We start from the raw sequence: 18,919 nt of genomic DNA, 5'->3' as shown, positions 1-18,919 counted from the left end.
TGCCCTTCGCACACAACGCACGGACCTTACCCGGCGTGTCGGCACCTTCGAGGGTGGTCAGATCCACCATAGAGATAGCGAGATCGATCGCCTCCGCCTTCGCCGACTTCTTGATCGACCGAGTGGCCAGACGAGCAGCCCGCTCCTCTGCACCCACCTGATCCACACCTGGCAACCCGTGCAGGAAGCCGCGGAGCGACCCGGCCGTCGAGGTGATCTCAGCCGGTTCGGAGTCGGCCGGAATCGTTGGGATGACGGTCACAGCGATCGAGTCCTTCCTGTTCGACGTCCGGGCAATTCGGTCTCCTCCTGTGGTGGGGCGGTCGAGGCCCGTTCGACGAGCTTGGTGTCCAGGACGATCCGGCGAGGGATGTCATCGGCGTACTGTTCGTCGAAGCGGCGCAGAAGCAGCCGCATGGCGAGGACGCCTTGTTCCACCATCGGCCGGTCGATCACCGTCAGCGGAGGGCGGAGCAGCGGACCCGTGTCGAGGTCGTCGAAACCGATCAGGCTTATCTGGGCGGGAATGTCCACCCGCATGTCGTGCAGCGCCTTGAGGGCGCCCAGGGTCATGAGGTTGTTCGCGGTGAATATGGCCGTCGGGGGTTCGGGCAGCGACAGCAGCACCATGGTGAGCTGGTAGCCGCTCGCCTCCCGGAAATCACCGATCAGGTCGTGATCAGGCCGGATGTCGATGCCCGCGGCGGCCAGCGTCTCCACGAAGCCGTCGCGTCGGCAGCGGCCCGGGGTCGTGTCCTGGTTCCCGCTGATGGCGGCGATGCGCCGATGCCCGAGTCCCAGCAGATGCGCGGCGGCCTGCCGGGCGCCGTCGTAGTTGTCGACGAGCACGGCATCGAACTGCTCGCCATCGGCGAGATCGCGGTCGAGGAAGACCATCGGCACGTCGGCGTCCCGGACGTGCATCGGGGTCTGGTCCTGCTCGGTGGCCGGCGCGAGGATCACACCGTCCACCTGCCGGACCATGTCCGCGATCACCTCGTCCTCCTGCTCGCTGCTCTCCTCGCTGTTGGCGAGCAGGATCCGGTAGCGCTGGCGGCGGGCGACGGACTCCATCCCCTTGACCACCGCGGCGAAGTAGGGGTTCGTGATGTCCGGAACCACCGCCCCGATGGTCCGCGTCCGCCCGGACTTCAGGGATTGCGCGGCGGCGCTCGGCCAGTAGCCCAGTTCGTCCACGGCCGCCTGAATCGCCTCGGGCGACCGGACCCGCTGTCCGCGCAGGAACCGCGAGACCGTCGCCGGAGAGACCCCGGCACGCGCCGCGACGTCATGGATGGTGGCCACATCACTCCTCTACTGAAACCGTTGTCAGAGCATGGTTGCAGTTCAGGCCGTACTCACGTCAATAGGCCATTGCCGTCATGTTGCCGATCCGTTACATCCAGCCTCCGGCAGGCCTATTTGCAGGGAAGATGTTCACGGAGAGTCGTGGCCGCCGAATCGGGAGCCTGGAGATCACGACCGCGAAGTGAAACCGTTGTCACTACACCGCGTCTGCCGGACCACGGCCGGAGCCGGGCGTCGCGCCGTCTCAGCGCTCGGTCGGGTCCGGGATGGGGAGGGGGCGAGGGGGGACCGGGGTGGAGACGACGATCGAGGTCGTCGTCTGTCCGTGGATGAGGAAGCGGTCGATGACCTCCTCCAACTCGGCGATCGAGGGTGCGTGGACCTTGAGGAAGAAGCAGTCCTCCCCGGTGATCCGGTGACACTCGACCACCTGCGGGGTGCGGAGGGCGGCCTCGGCGACCTTGGGGAGCTGCCCGGGGCCCGGCCGGACGCGTACGAGCGCGGTGACGCTCATGCCGAGGGCCTCGGGCGCGACGTCCATGCGGAAGCCGGTGATGACGCCCGTGCGTTCGAGGCGCTGCACGCGTTCGGTGACCGCGGGCGCGGACATCCCGACCCGGCGGGCGAGCTCGGACATCGACAGGCGGGGGTCGGCGTGCAGCTCGGCGAGCAGCCGTGCGTTGACGTTGTCGATCACGCCGGGAGCAGAGGGATCGTGGCCGTTACGCCGTGAATTCAACGGCAATCTGTGTCTCCCACCTTGAAAATGCCATTCAGGTTCGCATCCAGGCTTGTCACGCTACTCCGGTGAAGCCGTCACCGATGATCGAGCCGCCGCGCCTTCGCGACCGCGTGCCGCCGCAGGCGTTCTTCGGCGTGAGCGCGATCTTCCACTATCTCGGGCCTTCGTTCGCCGTCCTGCTGTTCGCCCACGTCAGCGTGCTCGGGGTCGCCTGGCTCCGGATCGCCGGCGCGGCGGTCGTCTTCGCCGTCTGGCGGCGGCCGTGGCGGCTGGCCGGGCGGCTGCGGCCCGCCCAGCTCGGCGTCCTCGTCGCGCTGGGCGTGGTGCTGGCGGTGATGAACACGGTGTTCTATCTGGCCTGCGCACGGATCCCGCTGTCGACCGTCGGAGCGATCGAGTTCCTCGGCACGATCGTGCTCGCCGCGATCGGAGTGCGGAACGGCCGTAACCTGCTCGCTCTCGCGCTCGCCGTCGGCGGGGTCGCGATGCTCGCCGAGATCAGGTTCGTCGACGCGCCGCTGGGGTTCGCGTTCGCCTTTGCGAACTGCGCGTTGTTCGTGGTGTACGTCGTCCTCGGCCACCGGATCGCCAACACCGGGGCGGGCCTGAGCGGGATCGACCAGCTCGGCGCCGCCATGCTGGCGGCCGCCGTCGCGGTGACGCCGTACGGCCTCGGCGGCGCGACCCGCGCCTTCGCGCACCCGTCCTGGTTGCTGGCCGGCATGGGTGTCGGCGTGTGCTCCTCGGTCATCCCCTATGTCACCGACCAGCTCGCGATGGCCCGCCTGCGCCGGGCGACGTTCGCGCTCATGCTCAGCATCCTGCCGGCGACCGCGACCGTCGTCGGCCTGGTGGTGCTGGCCCAGCGGCCCACCGTCCAGGACCTCGCGGGCATCGCGCTGATCACGGCCGGTGTCGCGCTCCACCAGGAATCATCGTGAGAGGAGTCTCCATGAGGTACGTCCGGCTCGGTGCGGCGGGCCTGAAGGTGTCACGGATCTGTCTGGGCATGATGACCTTCGGCGACACGGCGACGCGGCGGTGGCACCTGGAAGAGGAGGCCGCCGAGCCGATCGTCAAGCAGGCGGTCGACGCCGGGGTGACCTTCTTCGACACCGCCGACATGTACTCGGACGGCGTGAGCGAGGAGATCACCGGCCGGTTGCTCGCCCGGCTGTTCCCGCGCCGCGACGACTATGTGCTCGCCACGAAGGTCTACTACCCGACCGGGTCCGGCCCCAACGACGGCGGGCTGTCGCGCAAGCACATCATGGCCGCCGTCGACGCGTCGCTGCGCCGCCTGGGCACGGACTACGTCGACCTGTACCAGATCCACCGCCTGGACCACGAGACGCCGGTCGAGGAGACGATGGAGGCCCTGCACGACGTCGTGAAGGCCGGAAAGGCCCGATACATCGGGGCGTCCAGCATGTACGCCTGGGAGTTCGCCAAGGCGCAGTACACCGCGCAGGCCGCGGGCCGGACGCGATTCGTGTCCCTGCAGAACCACTACAACCTCATCTACCGGGAGGAGGAGCGGGAGATGATCCCGCTCTGCCGCGACCAGGGGGTCGGCGTGATCCCCTACAGCCCGCTCGCGCGCGGCGTGCTCGCCGGAAACCGTGCCCGGGACGGCAGGCCCGCCACGGTACGCGCCGGCACCGACCCGCTCGCCGAGTCGAGGCACGACGAGACCGACTTCGAGGTCATCGACGTCGTACGGGCGATCGCCGGCGAACGCGGCCTCGCTCCGGCCCAGGTCTCACTCGCGTGGCTCCTCGGCCGGCCCGGCGTGACGGCACCGGTCGTGGGCGCCACGAGACCGCACCACGTCGACGACGCCGTCGCGGCCCTGGAGGTGAGCCTGACCGAAGAGGAGGTCGCGCGGCTGGAGGCGCCCTACCGGCCCCACCCGGTCATCGGCCACTCGTGATCGCCGTGCACACGAGGCCTGCCGTGGGGTGAAGGTCGACCGGCGCCGCTCACGTCCAGCCGAGGGCCCGGTCCACCGCGGCCGGGGCGAAGATGGTGTCGCCGAGCAGATGGGCCGCGCCGACGATGCCGGCCTTCTCCCCCAGACCGGTGCGCACGATGGACAGGTCGCGGGTCGCCAGCGGTGACGACTGCCGGTAGACGACCTCGCGGACCGTCGCGAGGAACGACTCGTCCGCGTCGACGAGCGGGCCGCCGATCGCGATCACATGGGGGTTGATCAGGCTGGTCACGTCGGCCACGGCGTGCCCGATGACCAGGCCTGAGCGGCGGAGGAGCCGCCGTACCTCGCGGTCCCGGGCACGGGCGAGGCGCACGACGTCGTGGACCGACCCGGCGTCGCGGCCGAGGCTTCGCAGATCGCGGACGAGCGCCCAGCCGGAGGCGTACGCCTCGACGCATCCGCTGTTGCCGCAGCGGCACAGGGGCGGGTCGTCGGCGCGGTCGGACTCGAACGCGGGGATGTGGCCGATGTCGCCGGCCGCGCCCAGCGCGCCCCGGTGGATGCGGCCGCCGAGCATGAGGCCCGCCCCGACGCCGGTCGCGGTCTTGACGAGCAGCAGGTCCTGCTCGCCGGGATGGCAGGCGCGGTGTTCACCGAGGGCCATCAGGTTGGCGTCGTTGTCGACGAGCACCGGGCCGGCGAACTCCCCGGCGAAGAACTCCGGCACGCGGTAGTCGTCCCAGCCGGGCATGATCGGCGGACTGACGACCGTGCCGCTGCCGAACTCCACCGGGCCGGGCACGCCCAGCGCGACGCCGCGTACCGCGTCGCGGTCGCGGCCGCACTCGGCGAGGAGCCCGCCGAAGTGACGGCGGACCGTGCCCAGCACCCGGCGCGGCCCGGTCGCGACGTCGAGGTTCGCGGTACGGCGGACGAGCGGGCGGGCCGCGAGGTCGGTGACGGCGGTGCGCACGTGGCTGCCGCCGATGTCGGCCACCAGCAGCACTCCGGCGGCGGCGTCGATCTCGAACGATCCGGCCGGGCGTCCCCTGATCGAGTCGCCACCGGTGGACTCGATGACGTACCGGGCGCGGGTGAGCGCGTCGAGCCGCTGCGCGACGGTCGACCGGGACAGCCCGGTGTGCGCCATGATCTGCGCGCGCGTCGTCGCCTGCCCCGTCCGGATGAGTTCGAGAACCGCTCCCGGCCCCGTCGGGCCGCCCACGGGGACCTGTGCCACGGCGCCCCCCTTTCACGACCTCGCCTGGTACGGGGGAGAGCATAAACCGCCTTATGCGTTGCCGTTGGGCGAATATGCGCAGGGTCACATCCATTTTTGCTTGTCGATTACGCATAAGTCGGACTAGCTTCGCGTGGCAGGAGCCAAGGAGGTGACCGTGAACCCTCTGGGCGTGCACTCACTGGTGTGGGTCGGCGAACTGGCGCCCGAACCGCTGCGCGGCGCGGTCGAACGGTCGCGTGCGGCCGGGTTCGACCTGATCGAGCTGTCCCTCCACGATCCCGGCGTCATGGACGTCGCGGACACGCGTGCCGCTCTCGCCGCGGCCGGCCTGGACGTCGCCTGTTCGCGCGGGCTCGACTTCGACGCCGACATCTCCAGCGACGACACGCGGACCGTCGGGCGCGGCGCCGTCCAGCTCGCCGAGTCGGTACGGCTGACCCGCGAGCTGGGCGGGCGTTACTTCGGCGGGGCGCTGTACAGCGCGCTCGGTAAGTACCCACGCCCGGTCACCGCCCGTGGGCGTGCGAACTGCGTGGCGGTCCTGCGCGACCTCGCCGCCGAGGCGGGCGGCATCACGCTGGGACTCGAGGTCGTGAACCGCTACGAGAGCAACGTCGTCAACACCGCGCGGCAGGCCCTCGACCTCATCGACGACATCGGCGCCGACGGTGTGGTGGTCCACCTGGACACGTACCACATGAACATCGAGGAAGGCGACCTCGCCCGCCCGGTGCACGAGTGCGCGGAGCGGCTCGGCTACGTCCACGTCGGCGAGAGCCACCGCGGTTACCTGGGCTCCGGGACGATCGACTTTCCCCGGTTCTTCCGCGCCCTCGCGGCGGTCGGCTACCAGGGGCCCATCACGTTCGAGAGCTTCTCCTCCGCCGTCGTCGCGGAGGGACTGTCCAACAACCTCGCGATCTGGCGGAACCTGTGGGACGACGGCGCGGACCTCGCGCGGCACGCTCACGCGTTCGTCGTCGAACAGCTCACCGCCGCCCGGATGAACCTCCGCTGACCCCCGCGCCGATCTCGTCGTGAGGTCCTCGACGGCGCCATCAGCCCCCGAAGAGGAAGAAGTGAACGCCGAATGAACGTGTCGGCCGCCGGAACGCTGGACGTCAACGGGCTGGACTACACGATTCTCGCCATCTACTTCGCCGTCGTCGTGGCGATCGGCCTGCTCGCCCGACGGGCGATCGCCACCAGCGAGGACTTCTTCCTGTCCGGCAGGTCGCTGCCGGCGTGGGTGACCGGCCTGGCGTTCATCTCCGCCAACCTCGGCGCGCTGGAGATCCTGGGCAACGCGGCCAACGGGGCTCAGTACGGCTTCGCCGCCGTGCATTTCTACTGGGTCGGCGCGATCCCCGCGATGGTCTTCCTCGGCCTGTTCATGATGCCGTTCTACTACGGCAACAAGGTGCACAGCGTGCCGGAGTACCTGCGGCGGCGGTTCAACGCGCCGACGCACTTCTTCAACGCGCTGACGTTCGCGGTCGCCCAGGTGCTGATCGCCGGGGTCAACCTCTACGCCCTCGCGCTGGTCGTGAAGAGTCTGCTCGGCTGGCCGCTCTGGCTGGCGATCGTCGTGTCGGCGGGGCTGGTGCTCGTGTACATCACCCTGGGCGGTCTGTCGGGCGCCATCTACACCGAGGTCCTGCAGTTCTTCGTCATCCTGGCCGGGCTGATCCCGATCGTCGTGATCGGGCTGCACCAGGTCGGCGGGTTCGGCGGTCTGGTGGACCGGGTGCACGACCGTACGCTGCTCGACACCTGGCAGCAGAGCGGCGTCGGGCACTGGAAGAACCCGCTCGGCGACTGGCTCGGCCTGGTCCTCGGTGAGGGCTTCGTCCTGTCGTTCGGATACTGGACGACCAACTTCGCGGAGGTCCAGCGGGCGCTGTCGGCCAAGGACATGTCCGCCGCGCGCCGTACGCCCCTCATCGGCGCCTTCCCGAAGATCTTCTTTCCGCTCCTGACGATCGTCCCGGGCATGATCGCGCTGGTCACCATCCCGCACTTCGGCGGCGCCGGGGGACCCGCCTACAACGACGCGATTCCGGAACTGATGGGCCGGCTGTTGCCGAACGGCGTGCTCGGTATCGCGCTCACCGGTCTGCTCGCGGCGTTCATGGCCGGAATGGCGGCCAACGCCAGCGGCTTCAACACCGTTTTCACGTACGACATCTGGAAGCCGTACATCGCCCGTGACCGGTCCGACCGCTATTACCTGAACGTCGGCCGGATCGCCACCGTGGTCGGCATTCTCATCAGTGTGGGCACGGCGTTCATCGCGTCCGGCTACGGCAACATCATGAATTACATCCAGTTGCTGTTCTCGTTCTTCAACTCGCCGCTGTTCGCCACGTTCGTGCTCGGCCTGTTCTGGAAGCGCACGACGCCATGGGCCGGTTTCTGGGGCCTGGTCGCGGGCACCGCGGCGGCCGCCGCCATGCACTTCGCGGCCTTCCACATCGGATACTTCTACCCGGGCGGGCATCTCGACCCGACGCACGCCACGATCAACGCGCAGATGGCGAACTTCTACGGCGCGATCGTGGCCTTCGTGGTGGACGCGCTGGTGACCGTCGCCGTCACCGTGGTCACCCGGCCGAGGCCGGACAGCGAGCTCGCCGGCCTGGTGTGGCGGCTGCCGTCCGCGGGAGGCCTGGTGGAGGCGCGTGAGCCGCGCCGGCACTGGTGGGAGTCCGAGGCCCTGCTGGGCTCCAGCGCGCTCGGCATCGCGCTCGTGCTCTCGATCACCGTGCTGTTCGTCAAGTAGACCTGGGGAAGGGTGCTTCGATGTCCGAACAATCCGGTACCGGCCCGGCCAATCGCTCGCGGCGGCTGTTCGACCTCCGGTTCCTGATCAGTGGTCTGTTCCTCCTCTATGGAGTGATCGAGGTGGTCACGGGGTTGCTGGACTCCCGCGCGGAACTCGCCAAGGCCGACGGCATCCGCATCAACCTCTGGCTCGGCATCGCCATGCTCGTTCTCGGGCTGTTCTTCCTGCTCTGGGCGAGGCTGCGGCCGCTCCCACCCGCCGACCGCGACAACGGCTGAGCGCACGCCGCAGGCGACCGGACTCGACCGGCGATCGGGCGAGCGGCGCGTTTCGCTCATGTCCGGCACTGGCCACGGTGACCCGCTCTCGTCATCCGCGTCGACGCCGCCTGCGTCACACAGGCACCAACGACGGGGAGACGCGATGCGCCGAGTCTTGATCATGATGCTTGCCGCGTGCACGGCGAGTGCGCTGTTGACGGGGTGTAAGGCAACGCAGGGCGCGGGCGGGCCGGTGCCGTCCGCGTGGCCGGAGTCGGCTTCGGCGGGGAGTTCGCCGGACCCGGTTCCCTCGATGGTGACGCCGTCGGACCCGCCGTCGAGCGCGCCACCGAGTTCGTCGCCGCGCAGAACTCACCGGGTGACGCATCGGCCGGTGACGCGTCCCCGGCCCGTACGTCCGCGGGCCACGCATCGGCGGGCCACACATCGTGCGCCTGCGCCGAAAGCGCCGTCGAATCCTTCCGGCGCGACCGCGAAGTGCAAAGACGGCACCCTTTCGTACTCCCAGCACCACCAGGGCACGTGCTCCCATCACGGCGGCGTCGCGGTCTGGTACAAGTAGCCGGGCGTACCGGACAAGGGGCAGCCTGCCTCTTCCGCGCACGAGGCAGGCTGTCCGTCCGCCCGGCGGATGGCTCAGGTGCCAGGAGCCGGTGTCACCAGGACGTGGCCGGGAATGTCGGTGCGCTCGGATCGGTACCAGTCCACGATCGCCGCGGCCCAGTGGCCGGTCGTGATCCGGCCGGCGCCCGATTCGTCCAGCTCCTCGAACACGGCCGCGCTGTTGGCCCGAGGGAATCCGCTCGCGGTCATGCAGGTGAGGAAGTCGTCTCGTTCGACGTACCCGTCGTCATCCCGGTCGACCAGCGCGGCCACCGATGCCGCGTAGCCGGCCACGGTCTGTTCGGCGTCTCCGGGATCGCCCAACCGGGCGAGGTACTCATCCCGGCTGACCCGGCCGTCCCCGTCGGCGTCGAGGGCCGCGCGCAGACCCGCCCAGAAACGGCGATGCCCGTCGAGGACCGCCCGGCCCTTCGCCGACTCGAAGGGCTCGCCCATCGCACCGAGCACCTCGGCGGCGAGCCGGTCGAAGTCGCCCTCGTCCAGGTAGCCGTTACCGTCGGAGTCGAGTATGCGGAACCGCAGCAGCAGCCGCTCCTGAGCGCCGGAACCGTCCTGCGCGGACTCGTCATTCATGGGGCCCTCCCGATGACCGTTTGTGAGCATAAAAATACACTAGGTGAACATTGGCGAGAAGGCCCGGCCAAGGCATTTCGTGGAGATCGGCTCTACCGCAGGTGGCGTACCGAGACTGTCTCCGGAGGGATGACGCGCGGCAGGACACGAAGCCGCAGGCTGGGTCCATGCGGTTCAGCATCAACATCGGCAACTTCACCTCTCCCGGCGGCCCGGAATCCATCGGAGGTTCGCTGCTGGATGTGGCACGCGCGGCCGACGAGTCCGGCATCGACACGGTGTGGGTGGGAGATCACCTGGTCCAGGCCAATCCGTATGACACAACGGGCGACGACATGCTCGAGGCCTACACCACCCTGGGGTTCCTGGCGGCCCGGACCGAGCGTGTCCGCCTCGGTGCCATGGTCACGGCGGTGACGTTTCGTCCGCCGAGCCTGTTGATCAAGGCGGTCACCAGCCTCGACGTGCTGTCCGGTGGCCGGGCGTGGTTCGGGGTCGGGGCCGGCCACGACGAGACCGAGGCGCGGGCGATGGGACTGCCGCTGCCGCCGGTCACGGAACGGTTCGAGCGGCTGGAGGAGACGCTGCGGCTGGCCCGGCAGATGTGGTCCGGGGTGGAGGCACCGTTCGAGGGCGTCCACTACCGGCTGGAGCATCCCACGAATCGGCCGAACGCGCTGTGCCGTCCGCATCCGCCGATCGTGGTGGGAGGCGCCGGTGAGAAGAAGACGCTACGCCTGGTGGCGGCCTATGCCGATGCCTGCAACCTGTTCGACGTTCCCGGGCAGGGGGATCTTTTGCGACGCAAGCTCGACGTGCTCGCCGGACATTGCCAGGCCGTGGGCCGTCCGTTCGGCGAGATCGAAAAGACCCTGAGCAGCCGCCTCGAGGCCGGGGAGACCCCGGCGGCGGTCGCTGAGCGCTGCGCGGCCTTCGCCGAACTGGGGATCGACCACATCGTCATGATCGTTAACGGGGCCTGGACCGTCGAAGCCGTTGAGCGGTTGGCCGCCGCGGCCGACCTCGTCGCCCGCCACGCGTAGCCCGTCCGTGAAAAGGAGTCATCGACGTCATGGCCGAAGCCGCCCGCGACGAGCGCGAACGCACGCCGTAACAGCGGCGTGCGGGAACGCCCGGCTACCTCAGGGTCGCGTGGGCCTTGCGGTACGCCTGCCGAGCCAGGCTCTCGGCATCGGCCCTGGTGACCTTCGGACCGACGAGCTCGATCGCCGCGAGATATCCGGGGCCGGTGAACAGGACCTGCCACGAGTGCAGCCGCGTACCGCCGGTCACCTGATCGGTTTGGATGATCCGTCCGCCGTCGCCGATGTCGAGGGGCTCATCGGAGACCATCTTCACCGTGACGGGGACGCGGCCCACCCGCGTTTCGATGGTCCGGCACGCCCGTGGAACCGGCTGGGTGATTGCCTGCTCGGCCGGCTGGCCTGGGACCGCGGTGAGCAGTTCCGAAGGGGACCGCCCGACCTGAGGGAAACTCACGAAGGCGCTGGGTTTGGAGCCGATGTCCTTGATGTCGAGAGGGCCGACCCTGGTGCACGGCAGCTCGTCTGTGACCGGTGGCGCGCCCGCGGAGAGCTTCTTGAGCACCGTCGTGAGCGGACCGCTCGTCCTGACGGTCGCGGTGGCTCCGGCAGGTGGTTCGATCAGCGCGTTGGCGAGCTGCCGCGCGGTGTAGCCGGGTGACGCGGATGTCGGCGTCGCGGACGGCGATCCGCCGAGTCCATCATGGGGCGAGGCCGTGGTCGGTGCCGCGCCGCTCCTGCCCCCGCCATGACATCCCGTCACCGCGGTCACCGTGACCACCGCGACGGCCGCCGCCTGTGCTGCCCTGGTCCTCATTGGCACGCTCCCAAACCGATTCGACGGGTATTGATTAGGACGCGTCGGCGGCGATTCGCGTTGACCGGAATTTCCCGGAAGAACAAATCCGCGGGTATGGTGCGTTCCCTCTACCCGAAGGAGTGAAGTGGCCGGTTTTCGTGATCTCGCCGCCGCGATCACCGAACGTCTGCGGGAGCATTTTCCGGATACGGACCTTGCCCAGCAGCAAGTGCTGTGCCTCGCCGAGGAGGCCGGGGAGTTCGTGGGCGCGTACCGCCGCTGGGCGGGAATGGCTCGCCGTACCGGCTCGTGGGAACACGTGAAGGCCGAACTCGCGGACGTGGTCGTGACCGCCTACGTGGCCGCGAACGTGCTCGGTGTCGCCGACCGGCTCGATTGCGTCCATGAGTCGCTGGGCGAGCCCGCAGGTCATGACGCGCTGCGGCAGGTGCGCGCCGTGTTCTGCGCGGCGGCCGATGTGGTCGCGGTCTTCGACCGGGAAGGCCCGAGCGAGGCGCTGCTCGCGACGCATCTCGTGAGTGTCGTCGACCTCGCGTGCGACACCGCGCGGGTGCTGGAGATCGATCTGGATGAGGCGGTGCGGGAGAAGACCGCCGTGATCATGACCCGGGGCTGGCGGGACGAACCCGCCGAAGTGGCCGAGTGAAGGCGCCGCGCTCCACCGGGCCGCTCCAGCGTCTCGATCAACCCACGGCTGTCGGCCGGTTCGGCGGTCACCCCGTGAACATCCCTCGTTTAACGAGATCGAATTTCGGCCAGGTCATGGCCTCGGCCGGCAATTCTGCGGTAGGACACGGGCCTTGCCGCAAGCTCCCGGCGCGCTACACGTTGGAAATGGCAGGGAGTGGGAATTCCTCCCGCCCCCTCATTCGACCGGCCGATCCGGCCACCATGATCCCTCGCCGCGTGAACCGACCGCGACGTACACCGCCGCCGAACGCGCAGGTCCCGCGCGTTCTTGCCGGAAAGGGTTGCGCAAGATCCATTGATGGGTGATTCTCTCTGCTGGTCGACGGAAGGAGCGATTCCTCGCGTGCTGGCGTCAGCCCTGCGGATCCCTATGGGCGATGCCACCCCTGCCGCCGCGGTGATGCCGGGGCCGGTGAGTACGGGGAGTGCGGAACAGCACGCATGCCGCCCCGTGATTCCGCCGTCTCACGAGGAGCGTTCATGCGCCATCGAGTACACCTTGCCGTCGCCGCTCTCGCGGCACTCTTCACCTGCCTGGTATCGGCCGCGCCGGTCCAGGCCGCGACCCTTCCGGATCCGGTCTCGTGTTCCGGCTGCTGGCATCCGGCCCTCGACACCAGCTGGCAGTGGCAGCTCTCCTCGGTGCCGTCCGCGCCGTACCTGGACGTCACCATGTACGACATCGACGGATTCGACGCCACGGCCGGTGACGTGTCCCAGCTCCACTCCACCAAGTCCGGCCGCAAGGTCGTCTGCTACCTCAGCGCGGGCACGTACGAGAACTGGCGGTCGGACGCCGGTGACTTCCCCGCCGGCGTCCTCGGCAATGACGTCGACGGCTGGGAGGGCGAGCGCTGGCTGGACATCCGGCAGTACACCGGAACGCTCGGCACGATCCTCAAGGCACGTATGGACATGTGCAAGTCCAAGGGCTTCGACGCCATCGAGTTCGACAACGTCGACGGCTACAGCAACAAGTCCGGGTTCTCGCTCACCGCGAACGACCAGCTGAAGTTCAACGGCTGGCTGGCGAACGAGGCGCACGGCCGGGGCCTGTCGGTCGGGCTCAAGAACGACAACGCCCAGCTCAAGGACCTCCAGCCGTACTTCGACTGGGCCCTCAACGAGGAGTGCTGGACCTACGACGAGTGCACCAGTGACCAGACCGGCGGCTACGGCTATGACAAGTACGTCGCCGCCGGCAAGGCCGTCTTCAACGTGGAGTACGACCTGGCCACCTCGAAGTTCTGCTCGAAGGCCAACGCCCAGAACTTCAACTCCCTGAAGAAGGACCTGGACCTGACCGCCTACCGGGTTCCCTGCCGCGGCGTCTGACCGTTCGTACGGGCCCCGCCGGATCGCCTCCTCGGCGTTCCGGCGGGGCCTCTCGCGTACCGGAACGCCCGCTCAGGACGCCGGTTCCCGCCGGGCGCGTGGCCGGGCGCGGACGTGCATGCGTTCTCCCTGGCGGCCGAACAGGTTGAGGACCTCGACGGGAGACTCACCGGTGGGGCCGAACCAGTGGGGCAGGCGGGTGTCGAACTCGGCGGCCTCGCCCGGCCCCAGGACCAGGTCGTGATCGGCCACGATGAGCCGCAGGCGTCCGGACAGCACGTAGAGCCACTCATAGCCCTCGTGGGTGCACGGCTCGGGCCGGTTCTGCTCTGCCGGGATGATCGACTTCCAGGCCTGCAGGGGACCCGGGTGCGGGGTCAGCGGGATCACCGTACGACCGTTCCGGACGCGAGGCTTCGAGCGGACCCGGGGGTCGCCGACCTCGGGCGCCCCGACCAGTTCGTCCAGCGGCACCTGATGGGCCTGCGCGATGGGCAGCAGGAGTTCCAGGCTCGGACGGCGCTGGCCCGTCTCCAGCCGGGAGAGCGTGCTCTTGGAGATGCCGGTGGCCTCGGCCAGCGCGGACAGGCTCACGCCGCGTTCGGTGCGGATGCGCTTGAGGCGGGGGCCGACCTGGGCCAGCGTCGTGGCGATCGGGGATTGCTCGTCCATGCCCTCATTTCACCTCCAGCGTCCCGGAATCGGCAACAGAAGTTGTCGGTCCGCCATCGGGCCGCACACCATCGGCGCGGAGGTGATCGCCGTGATCAAGGCGACGAACGACCCGGACGGCGGCGCATCGCGCGCCCCCGGCGACGGGGCTTACGACGTGATGGTGCTGGACACCGGCGAGCCGCGCAACGCGCCTGCCGCGCTTGTGCACGGCTTCTCGTCCCGCGACGCGGCCGCGATGGGCGCCGCTGCCGCCTTCGCCGGCCCGCTGGACGAAGACGTCGCCCGCGCCGCCACGCGGTCCCGCGCCGCGACCGTACGGGGTGATGGCCGGTGAGCGTCGACACCGCGCGGCGGCCGGCGCCGGTCTCCGGCGGGAGACTGCCGTTCGGCGTCTACCTGCTCGCGTTCAGCCTGTTCGCGATGGGCAGCTCGGAGTTCCTGCTGGCCGGGGTCCTTCCGGCCGTCGCCGATGACCTTCAGATCAGCTTGTCCTCCGCCGGCGCGCTGATCTCGGCGTTCGCCGTCGGTGTCGTGGTCGGCGGGCCTCCCTTCGCCATCATGACGTTGCGCCGGCCGCGACGCACCATGCTCATGGCCACTCAGGCCGTCTTCGCCGTCGCGCTGGCGGGCGGCCTTCTGACCGGCAGTTACGGTGTGCTCCTGGCCACCCGATTCGTCGGCGGTCTCGCCTATGCGGGCTACTGGTCGGTCGCGGCGGTCACCGCGGTCGGTCTCGTCACGCCCGATCGCACCGCACGCGCCTCCGGGGTCGTGGTCAGCGGCCTCAGCCTGGCGATGATCGCCGGAGGCCCGGCCGGCGCGTTGCTCAGTCACTTCACCGGATGGCGGGGCGGTTTCTGGGGCGTGGCCGCCCTGACCGCCGCCGGTGCGATCTCGAACCTGCCGGCGATGCCGGCGACCGGCTCGGGACGGGAGCCCAGCGTACGGCGTGAGCTTCGCACCATGAGGCGGCCGCAGCTGTGGGTCGTCTACGCCGTCACCGTCCTGAGCACCGCCGCCTACATGATCTCGTTCAACTACCTCGCGGCGTTCCTGACCGACGTCACCGGCGTCCCCGGCGTCTGGGTTCCCGCGATCCTCGCGCTGTTCGGCGTCGGGGCCTTCACCGGTCTGTCCGTCGGAGGCAGGATCGCCGACCGGCGGCCGGCCCACGCCCTCCTGGCCGGAGCGCTGGGCATCCTGGTCACCTCCGTCCTGCTCGCGGCCCTCGCCCGGCACGCGGCGGCCGTCGTCCCCCTCGTCTTCCTCCTCGGGGCCGCCGGGTTCGTGCTGAACCCGGCCATCTACGCGCGGGTCTTCGGCATCGCGTCGGCGGCACCGACACTCGCCGGAGCCACCACCGTCTCCGCGTTCCAACTCGGCATCAGCCTCGTCCCGGCACTCGCCGGGGTCGCCCTGAACGCCGGCGCGGGCATCACCTCGCTCGTCTGGATCGGCGCCGGCCTGGCGACGGCCATCGTGCCGGCCGTCCTCCTCGACCGGACGATGTCCCGGTAATCGGTTTGACCGATGTCTGGCCGGCGTGGCAGAGTCTGTAATTGGTCAAACCGATTACAGGAGATGCTCAGATGATCGACAGGCGCACGTTCGGGAAGCTCATCGGCGCGGGTGCGGCCACGGCGTCACTGTCCGGGCTCTCCGCGGCCCCGGCCTCGGCGGCCGTGCCCGGCGGGCGGACTCCGGCGAAACCGGGAAGGCGCACGTCCTTCGGTGCGCTCGAACAGGTCGACGCCGGCGTCCTGACCGTCGGCTACGCCGAGGCCGGGCCCGCCGACGGCCCCGCGGTCGTCCTGCTGCACGGCTGGCCGTACGACATCCACAGCTACGCCGACGTCGCGCCGCTGCTGGCCGCCGAGGGCCACCGCGTGATCGTCCCCTACCTGCGCGGCCACGGCACCACGCGGTTCCGGTCCCGCCGCACGCCGCGCAACGCGCAGCAGGCGGTGGTCGCCCTCGACATCATCGCGCTGATGGACGCGCTCAAGATCGACAAGGCGGTCCTCGCCGGCTACGACTGGGGGGCGCGTACGGCCGACATCATCGCCGCCCTCTGGCCGGAGCGCTGCAGGGCGCTGGTCTCCGTCACCGGCTACCTGATCACCAACCGCGACGCCAACAAGGTGCCGCTGCCGCCGAAGCAGGAACAGGCGTGGTGGTACCAGTACTACTTCGCCACCGAACGAGGGCGGCAGGGCCTCGACCAGCACCGCCACGACCTGGCCCGGCTCGTCTGGGAGTACAACTCACCGACCTGGCACTTCGACGACGACACCTTCGAGCGCACGGCGGCGGCCTTCACCAACCCGGACTACGTGAGCATCGTGATCCACAACTACCGCTGGCGGCTGGGCCTCGCCGAGGGCGACCCGCGCTACGACGGCCTGGAGAAGCGCCTGGCCAAGGGGCCGGTCATCGGCGTTCCCACGGTCACGCTCGACGGCGAGGTGGATCCCTTCACGCCCGCCGGCGACGGCTCGATGTACCGCGACAGGTTCTCCGGGGAATACGTGCACCGGACGCTGCGGGGCATCGGCCACAACGTGCCCCAGGAGGCCCCGGAGGCCTTCGCGCAGGCCGTGCTCGACGCCGGCCGTCTCTGAGCGACACGGACATCAGGCGAGAGGCCCGGTCCACCTGCTGGGGAGCGTAACCGGTCAAAGCCGTGGTCATCGTCGCGATGGGTCACCGGGCTCCCGCAGGAGGGCCTCCTGGGTCACGGACGCGACGAGGGTTCCGTCGAGGGTCTGGACCGAACCCTGCGCCAGGCCGCGGGTGCCCACGTGGGCGACGGGGCTCATGGAGTACAGCAGCCACTGGTCGACGCGCGGCGGGCGGTGGAACCAGATCGCGTGGTCGAGGCTGACCCCCGGCGCCTGCGACCGCGGCGACCGGGCCGCCCGCACGACGGCGAGGTCCGACAGGTAGGTGAGCACGCACGCGTGCCGCGCCGGGTCCGCGCCGACCGGTGTCGTCACCCGCGCCCAGAACGGATGGGAGATCGGGAAGGGGCCGGGCTCGGGCGTGGCGACCGGCCGTATCTCCACCGGCTGGTCGTCGCCGAACAGCAGCGACAGACGCACCGGGCGAAGGCCGTCGGGCGGTGGTACGGACGGGGGAGCGGCCGCCTGCCAGTCCTCTCCGGGCTCGGGCTCGTGGAAGGAGACGATCATTTCGAAGATCGGCTTTCCTTCCTGGCGGGCGGTGACGTCGCGGGTGGAGAACGCGCGCCCGTCGCGCGTCCTGGTCACCTCGAACCAGAGCGGCAGGCCCGGCCGGCCGGGCCGTACGAAATAGGCGTGGAGGGAGTGCGCCGGCCGTCGCGCGTCGACGGTGAGACCGGCGGCGCGCAGGGCCTGCGCCGCCACCTGCCCGCCGAAGGACCGCTCCAGCGCGGCGTCCCGCGGAGAGGAGAGGAACCGGTCGCCGTCGAGTCGTTCGAGTTCGAGTGAGTCCCAGAACAGCGCTGCTTCGGTCACGAGTGCCTTTCGCCTCGAAGGAGTGGCGGGCCGATCGGGTCCTCGTCGGCGATGTCGCCGGTGTGATCGTCGGCTCGTACGCCGCGTCGAGTCTCACCGGGCGGGCCCGATGGCGTCGGCCGCGTCACACCTTGCGGGCCACGCCGCCGAACGTGGACACCTCGGGCGGCGGGCCGAACGGGCTGGGCTCGGGCCGCCAGCGTGACACCGAGACCACGCCGGGCTCGAGGAGTTCGAGGCCGTCGAAGAAGGCGGCGATCCGGTCGGGGCTGCGGAGCAGGTAGGGGACCGCGCCGCCCGAGTTGTAGCGCCGGTGGGCCTCCTCGCGCGCCTTGTCGACGTCGGTGCCGTCGCTGAGCACCAGGTGGCTGCCGGGCGGCAGGGCGTCCAGCAGCCGGTTCAGGATCGACCGCGCCTCATCGTCATCGCTGATGTGCGCCATGATCCCCAACAGGATCAGGCCGACGGGCCGGCCGAGGTCCAGGGTGCGGGCCGCGGCCTCCAGGATCGTGTCCGGGGCGCGGACGTCGGCGTCGATGTAGTCGGTGGCACCCGGAGGCGTGCTCGTGAGCAGGGCGCGCGCGTGCGCGAGCACGAGAGGGTCGTTGTCCACGTAGACGATCCGGGACTCCGGGGCCACCCGCTGGGCGATCTCGTGGGTGTTGTCGACGGTGGGCAGGCCGGTGCCGATGTCCAGGAACTGCCGGATCCCGGCCTCATCCGCGAGATGGCGGACGGCGCGGGCGAGGAAGTGCCGGACCGCCCGCGCGACCTCCGGCATTCCCGGGAAGATCTCGCAGAACGCGTCGCCGGCCTCGCGGTCCGCGGGGTAGTTGTCCTTGCCGCCGAGCCAGTAGTTCCAGATGCGGGCCGAGTGCGGCACGCCCGTGTCGAGTTCGGGCAGCGGGTTCCCGGCGGGGGTGAGCGAGTCGTCGGTCACGGAAACCCTTCCCTCAACGGCGCCATTCTTCGGACATCTCCGAATTACGGGTATCCATCCCTCGCAATACCGAAACCATCATGCCGGTTGTTCGCCCCGGCCGAAACGGTGAGTTCCGCCGGCGAGCCGGACGCGTTCGCCGTCACTCTCCGGCGCCCGCGCCTATCCGCCCGGCGGGGCGTGGTCCGGCCGGGCGGCCGCGGCGGCCACGATCGCGGTGGCGGCCGGATGCCAGGGGTGCCCGGGCGGGCCGGTGAGCACCAGCCGGCGGGTGATCTCCTGGGTGAGCGGCACCATGACCAGGCGCGGGACGAGCATGGCGCCGGCCAGGGCCGGGACGATCGAGACGCCGATCCCGGAGCGGACCATCGCCATCAGCGTCCCCATGTCGCGGATGCGGTGCGCCGGGTCGAACGGGACGCCCGCC

At 70.1% G+C, this 18,919-nt stretch carries 21 protein-coding genes and 1 pseudogene; 12 read left to right on the top strand and 10 right to left on the bottom strand.

Translation table 11 applies throughout. The features are described from left to right. The 3 genes and pseudogenes from ACFFNX_RS16950 to ACFFNX_RS16940 all read right to left on the bottom strand — a co-directional run. A pseudogene (locus tag ACFFNX_RS16950) lies at positions 1–253 on the bottom strand (deoxyribose-phosphate aldolase); the annotation flags it as partial. 5 nt (positions 254–258) lie between these two features. Continuing rightward, on the bottom strand, positions 259–1,305 hold the full coding sequence (locus ACFFNX_RS16945) for a LacI family DNA-binding transcriptional regulator (RefSeq protein WP_378202387.1): 1,047 nt from the start codon (positions 1,303–1,305) through the stop codon (positions 259–261). Between the two features lie 247 nt (positions 1,306–1,552). Then, positions 1,553–2,005, bottom strand: coding sequence for an Lrp/AsnC family transcriptional regulator (locus ACFFNX_RS16940; RefSeq protein WP_378202384.1), 453 nt, complete (start codon positions 2,003–2,005; stop codon positions 1,553–1,555). A gap of 110 nt (positions 2,006–2,115) precedes the next feature. Between ACFFNX_RS16940 and ACFFNX_RS16935 the strand changes: the two genes are divergently transcribed. Both ACFFNX_RS16935 and ACFFNX_RS16930 read left to right on the top strand, forming a co-directional pair. Further along, positions 2,116–2,991, top strand: a complete 876-nt coding sequence (locus tag ACFFNX_RS16935; protein ID WP_378202381.1) for an EamA family transporter — start codon at positions 2,116–2,118, stop codon at positions 2,989–2,991. An 11-nt stretch (positions 2,992–3,002) separates the two neighbouring features. Beyond that, on the top strand, positions 3,003–3,983 hold the full coding sequence (locus ACFFNX_RS16930; protein WP_378202378.1) for an aldo/keto reductase: 981 nt from the start codon (positions 3,003–3,005) through the stop codon (positions 3,981–3,983). A gap of 49 nt (positions 3,984–4,032) precedes the next feature. Here ACFFNX_RS16930 and ACFFNX_RS16925 read toward each other — a convergent pair whose 3' ends face one another. Continuing rightward, entirely contained in the window at positions 4,033–5,226 is a 1,194-nt protein-coding gene (locus ACFFNX_RS16925; protein ID WP_378202375.1) for an ROK family transcriptional regulator, read from the bottom strand. A gap of 157 nt (positions 5,227–5,383) precedes the next feature. Between ACFFNX_RS16925 and ACFFNX_RS16920 the strand changes: the two genes are divergently transcribed. The 4 genes from ACFFNX_RS16920 to ACFFNX_RS16905 all read left to right on the top strand — a co-directional run bounded on the left by ACFFNX_RS16920 (position 5,384) and on the right by ACFFNX_RS16905 (position 8,857). Beyond that, entirely contained in the window at positions 5,384–6,247 is an 864-nt protein-coding gene (locus ACFFNX_RS16920; RefSeq protein WP_378202372.1) for a sugar phosphate isomerase/epimerase family protein, read from the top strand. Positions 6,248–6,319: 72 nt separating this feature from the next. Continuing rightward, positions 6,320–8,011, top strand: a complete 1,692-nt coding sequence (locus tag ACFFNX_RS16915; RefSeq protein WP_378202369.1) for a sodium:solute symporter family protein — start codon at positions 6,320–6,322, stop codon at positions 8,009–8,011. 20 nt (positions 8,012–8,031) lie between these two features. After that, complete coding sequence (locus ACFFNX_RS16910) at positions 8,032–8,292, top strand: hypothetical protein (RefSeq protein WP_378202366.1); 261 nt, start codon at positions 8,032–8,034, stop codon at positions 8,290–8,292. 58 nt (positions 8,293–8,350) lie between these two features. Continuing rightward, positions 8,351–8,857, top strand: a complete 507-nt coding sequence (locus tag ACFFNX_RS16905) for a DUF3761 domain-containing protein (protein ID WP_378202363.1) — start codon at positions 8,351–8,353, stop codon at positions 8,855–8,857. Between the two features lie 74 nt (positions 8,858–8,931). On the opposite strand, the gene ACFFNX_RS16900 is transcribed toward ACFFNX_RS16905, so the two are convergent. Continuing rightward, positions 8,932–9,492 carry an EF-hand domain-containing protein gene (locus ACFFNX_RS16900; RefSeq protein ID WP_378202360.1) on the bottom strand — a complete coding sequence of 187 codons (561 nt, stop codon included), beginning with the start codon at positions 9,490–9,492 and terminating at the stop codon, positions 8,932–8,934. Positions 9,493–9,659: 167 nt separating this feature from the next. On the opposite strand from ACFFNX_RS16900, the gene ACFFNX_RS16895 reads away from it, so the two are divergent. Further along, the gene (locus ACFFNX_RS16895) at positions 9,660–10,535 is read left to right on the top strand and encodes an LLM class F420-dependent oxidoreductase (RefSeq protein ID WP_378202357.1); all 876 of its coding nucleotides are present in this window, start codon (positions 9,660–9,662) and stop codon (positions 10,533–10,535) included. A 94-nt stretch (positions 10,536–10,629) separates the two neighbouring features. Here the strand turns inward: ACFFNX_RS16895 and ACFFNX_RS16890 are convergent, their stop codons facing one another. Then, positions 10,630–11,352 carry a MotB domain-containing protein gene (locus ACFFNX_RS16890; protein WP_378202353.1) on the bottom strand — a complete coding sequence of 241 codons (723 nt, stop codon included), beginning with the start codon at positions 11,350–11,352 and terminating at the stop codon, positions 10,630–10,632. Between the two features lie 127 nt (positions 11,353–11,479). Here ACFFNX_RS16890 and ACFFNX_RS16885 point away from each other — a divergent pair, with 127 nt between their 5' ends. Further along, positions 11,480–12,001, top strand: coding sequence for a nucleoside triphosphate pyrophosphohydrolase family protein (locus ACFFNX_RS16885; protein WP_378202350.1), 522 nt, complete (start codon positions 11,480–11,482; stop codon positions 11,999–12,001). Positions 12,002–12,525: 524 nt separating this feature from the next. Beyond that, complete coding sequence (locus tag ACFFNX_RS16880) at positions 12,526–13,380, top strand: endo alpha-1,4 polygalactosaminidase (protein ID WP_378202346.1); 855 nt, start codon at positions 12,526–12,528, stop codon at positions 13,378–13,380. A 72-nt stretch (positions 13,381–13,452) separates the two neighbouring features. Here the strand turns inward: ACFFNX_RS16880 and ACFFNX_RS16875 are convergent, their stop codons facing one another. Further along, entirely contained in the window at positions 13,453–14,052 is a 600-nt protein-coding gene (locus tag ACFFNX_RS16875; protein ID WP_378202342.1) for a helix-turn-helix domain-containing protein, read from the bottom strand. A 91-nt stretch (positions 14,053–14,143) separates the two neighbouring features. Here ACFFNX_RS16875 and ACFFNX_RS16870 point away from each other — a divergent pair, with 91 nt between their 5' ends. The 3 genes from ACFFNX_RS16870 to ACFFNX_RS16860 all read left to right on the top strand — a co-directional run bounded on the left by ACFFNX_RS16870 (position 14,144) and on the right by ACFFNX_RS16860 (position 16,676). Beyond that, positions 14,144–14,389 carry a hypothetical protein gene (locus tag ACFFNX_RS16870; protein WP_378202339.1) on the top strand — a complete coding sequence of 82 codons (246 nt, stop codon included), beginning with the start codon at positions 14,144–14,146 and terminating at the stop codon, positions 14,387–14,389. After that, positions 14,386–15,573: an MFS transporter gene (locus tag ACFFNX_RS16865; protein ID WP_378202336.1), complete on the top strand. Its 1,188-nt coding sequence runs from the start codon at positions 14,386–14,388 to the stop codon at positions 15,571–15,573. The genes ACFFNX_RS16870 and ACFFNX_RS16865 overlap by 4 nt, the downstream gene beginning before the upstream one ends. Positions 15,574–15,644: 71 nt before the next feature. Continuing rightward, positions 15,645–16,676, top strand: coding sequence for an alpha/beta fold hydrolase (locus ACFFNX_RS16860; protein ID WP_378202333.1), 1,032 nt, complete (start codon positions 15,645–15,647; stop codon positions 16,674–16,676). Positions 16,677–16,742: 66 nt separating this feature from the next. Here the strand turns inward: ACFFNX_RS16860 and ACFFNX_RS16855 are convergent, their stop codons facing one another. The 3 genes from ACFFNX_RS16855 to ACFFNX_RS16845 all read right to left on the bottom strand — a co-directional run. Next, complete coding sequence (locus ACFFNX_RS16855) at positions 16,743–17,552, bottom strand: acyl-CoA thioesterase (RefSeq protein WP_378202330.1); 810 nt, start codon at positions 17,550–17,552, stop codon at positions 16,743–16,745. Positions 17,553–17,676: 124 nt separating this feature from the next. Beyond that, on the bottom strand, positions 17,677–18,492 hold the full coding sequence (locus tag ACFFNX_RS16850) for an SAM-dependent methyltransferase (RefSeq protein ID WP_378202326.1): 816 nt from the start codon (positions 18,490–18,492) through the stop codon (positions 17,677–17,679). 162 nt (positions 18,493–18,654) lie between these two features. Further along, positions 18,655–18,919, bottom strand: a 265-nt coding sequence (locus ACFFNX_RS16845) for a LysR substrate-binding domain-containing protein (protein ID WP_378202322.1), incomplete at its 5' end; no start/stop codon positions are given.

Origin of the sequence: Actinoallomurus acaciae (genome assembly GCF_042429965.1) — a bacterium.
In the GTDB taxonomy this organism is placed as follows: domain Bacteria; phylum Actinomycetota; class Actinomycetes; order Streptosporangiales; family Streptosporangiaceae; genus Actinoallomurus; species Actinoallomurus acaciae.
This window is presented reverse-complemented; position numbering and strand designations above follow the sequence as displayed.

Bases quoted from the DNA above. Each gene is read 5' to 3' on its own strand.
- ACFFNX_RS16930 (WP_378202378.1), top strand. From the start codon at position 3,003: ATGAGGTACGTCCGGCTCGGTGCGGCGGGCCTGAAGGTGTCACGGATC.
- ACFFNX_RS16915 (WP_378202369.1), top strand. From the start codon at position 6,320: ATGAACGTGTCGGCCGCCGGAACGCTGGACGTCAACGGGCTGGACTAC.
- ACFFNX_RS16910 (WP_378202366.1), top strand. From the start codon at position 8,032: ATGTCCGAACAATCCGGTACCGGCCCGGCCAATCGCTCGCGGCGGCTG.
- ACFFNX_RS16905 (WP_378202363.1), top strand. From the start codon at position 8,351: ATGTCCGGCACTGGCCACGGTGACCCGCTCTCGTCATCCGCGTCGACG.
- ACFFNX_RS16900 (WP_378202360.1), bottom strand. From the start codon at position 9,492: ATGAATGACGAGTCCGCGCAGGACGGTTCCGGCGCTCAGGAGCGGCTG.
- ACFFNX_RS16895 (WP_378202357.1), top strand. From the start codon at position 9,660: ATGCGGTTCAGCATCAACATCGGCAACTTCACCTCTCCCGGCGGCCCG.
- ACFFNX_RS16890 (WP_378202353.1), bottom strand. From the start codon at position 11,352: ATGAGGACCAGGGCAGCACAGGCGGCGGCCGTCGCGGTGGTCACGGTG.
- ACFFNX_RS16880 (WP_378202346.1), top strand. From the start codon at position 12,526: ATGCGCCATCGAGTACACCTTGCCGTCGCCGCTCTCGCGGCACTCTTC.
- ACFFNX_RS16875 (WP_378202342.1), bottom strand. From the start codon at position 14,052: ATGGACGAGCAATCCCCGATCGCCACGACGCTGGCCCAGGTCGGCCCC.
- ACFFNX_RS16860 (WP_378202333.1), top strand. From the start codon at position 15,645: ATGATCGACAGGCGCACGTTCGGGAAGCTCATCGGCGCGGGTGCGGCC.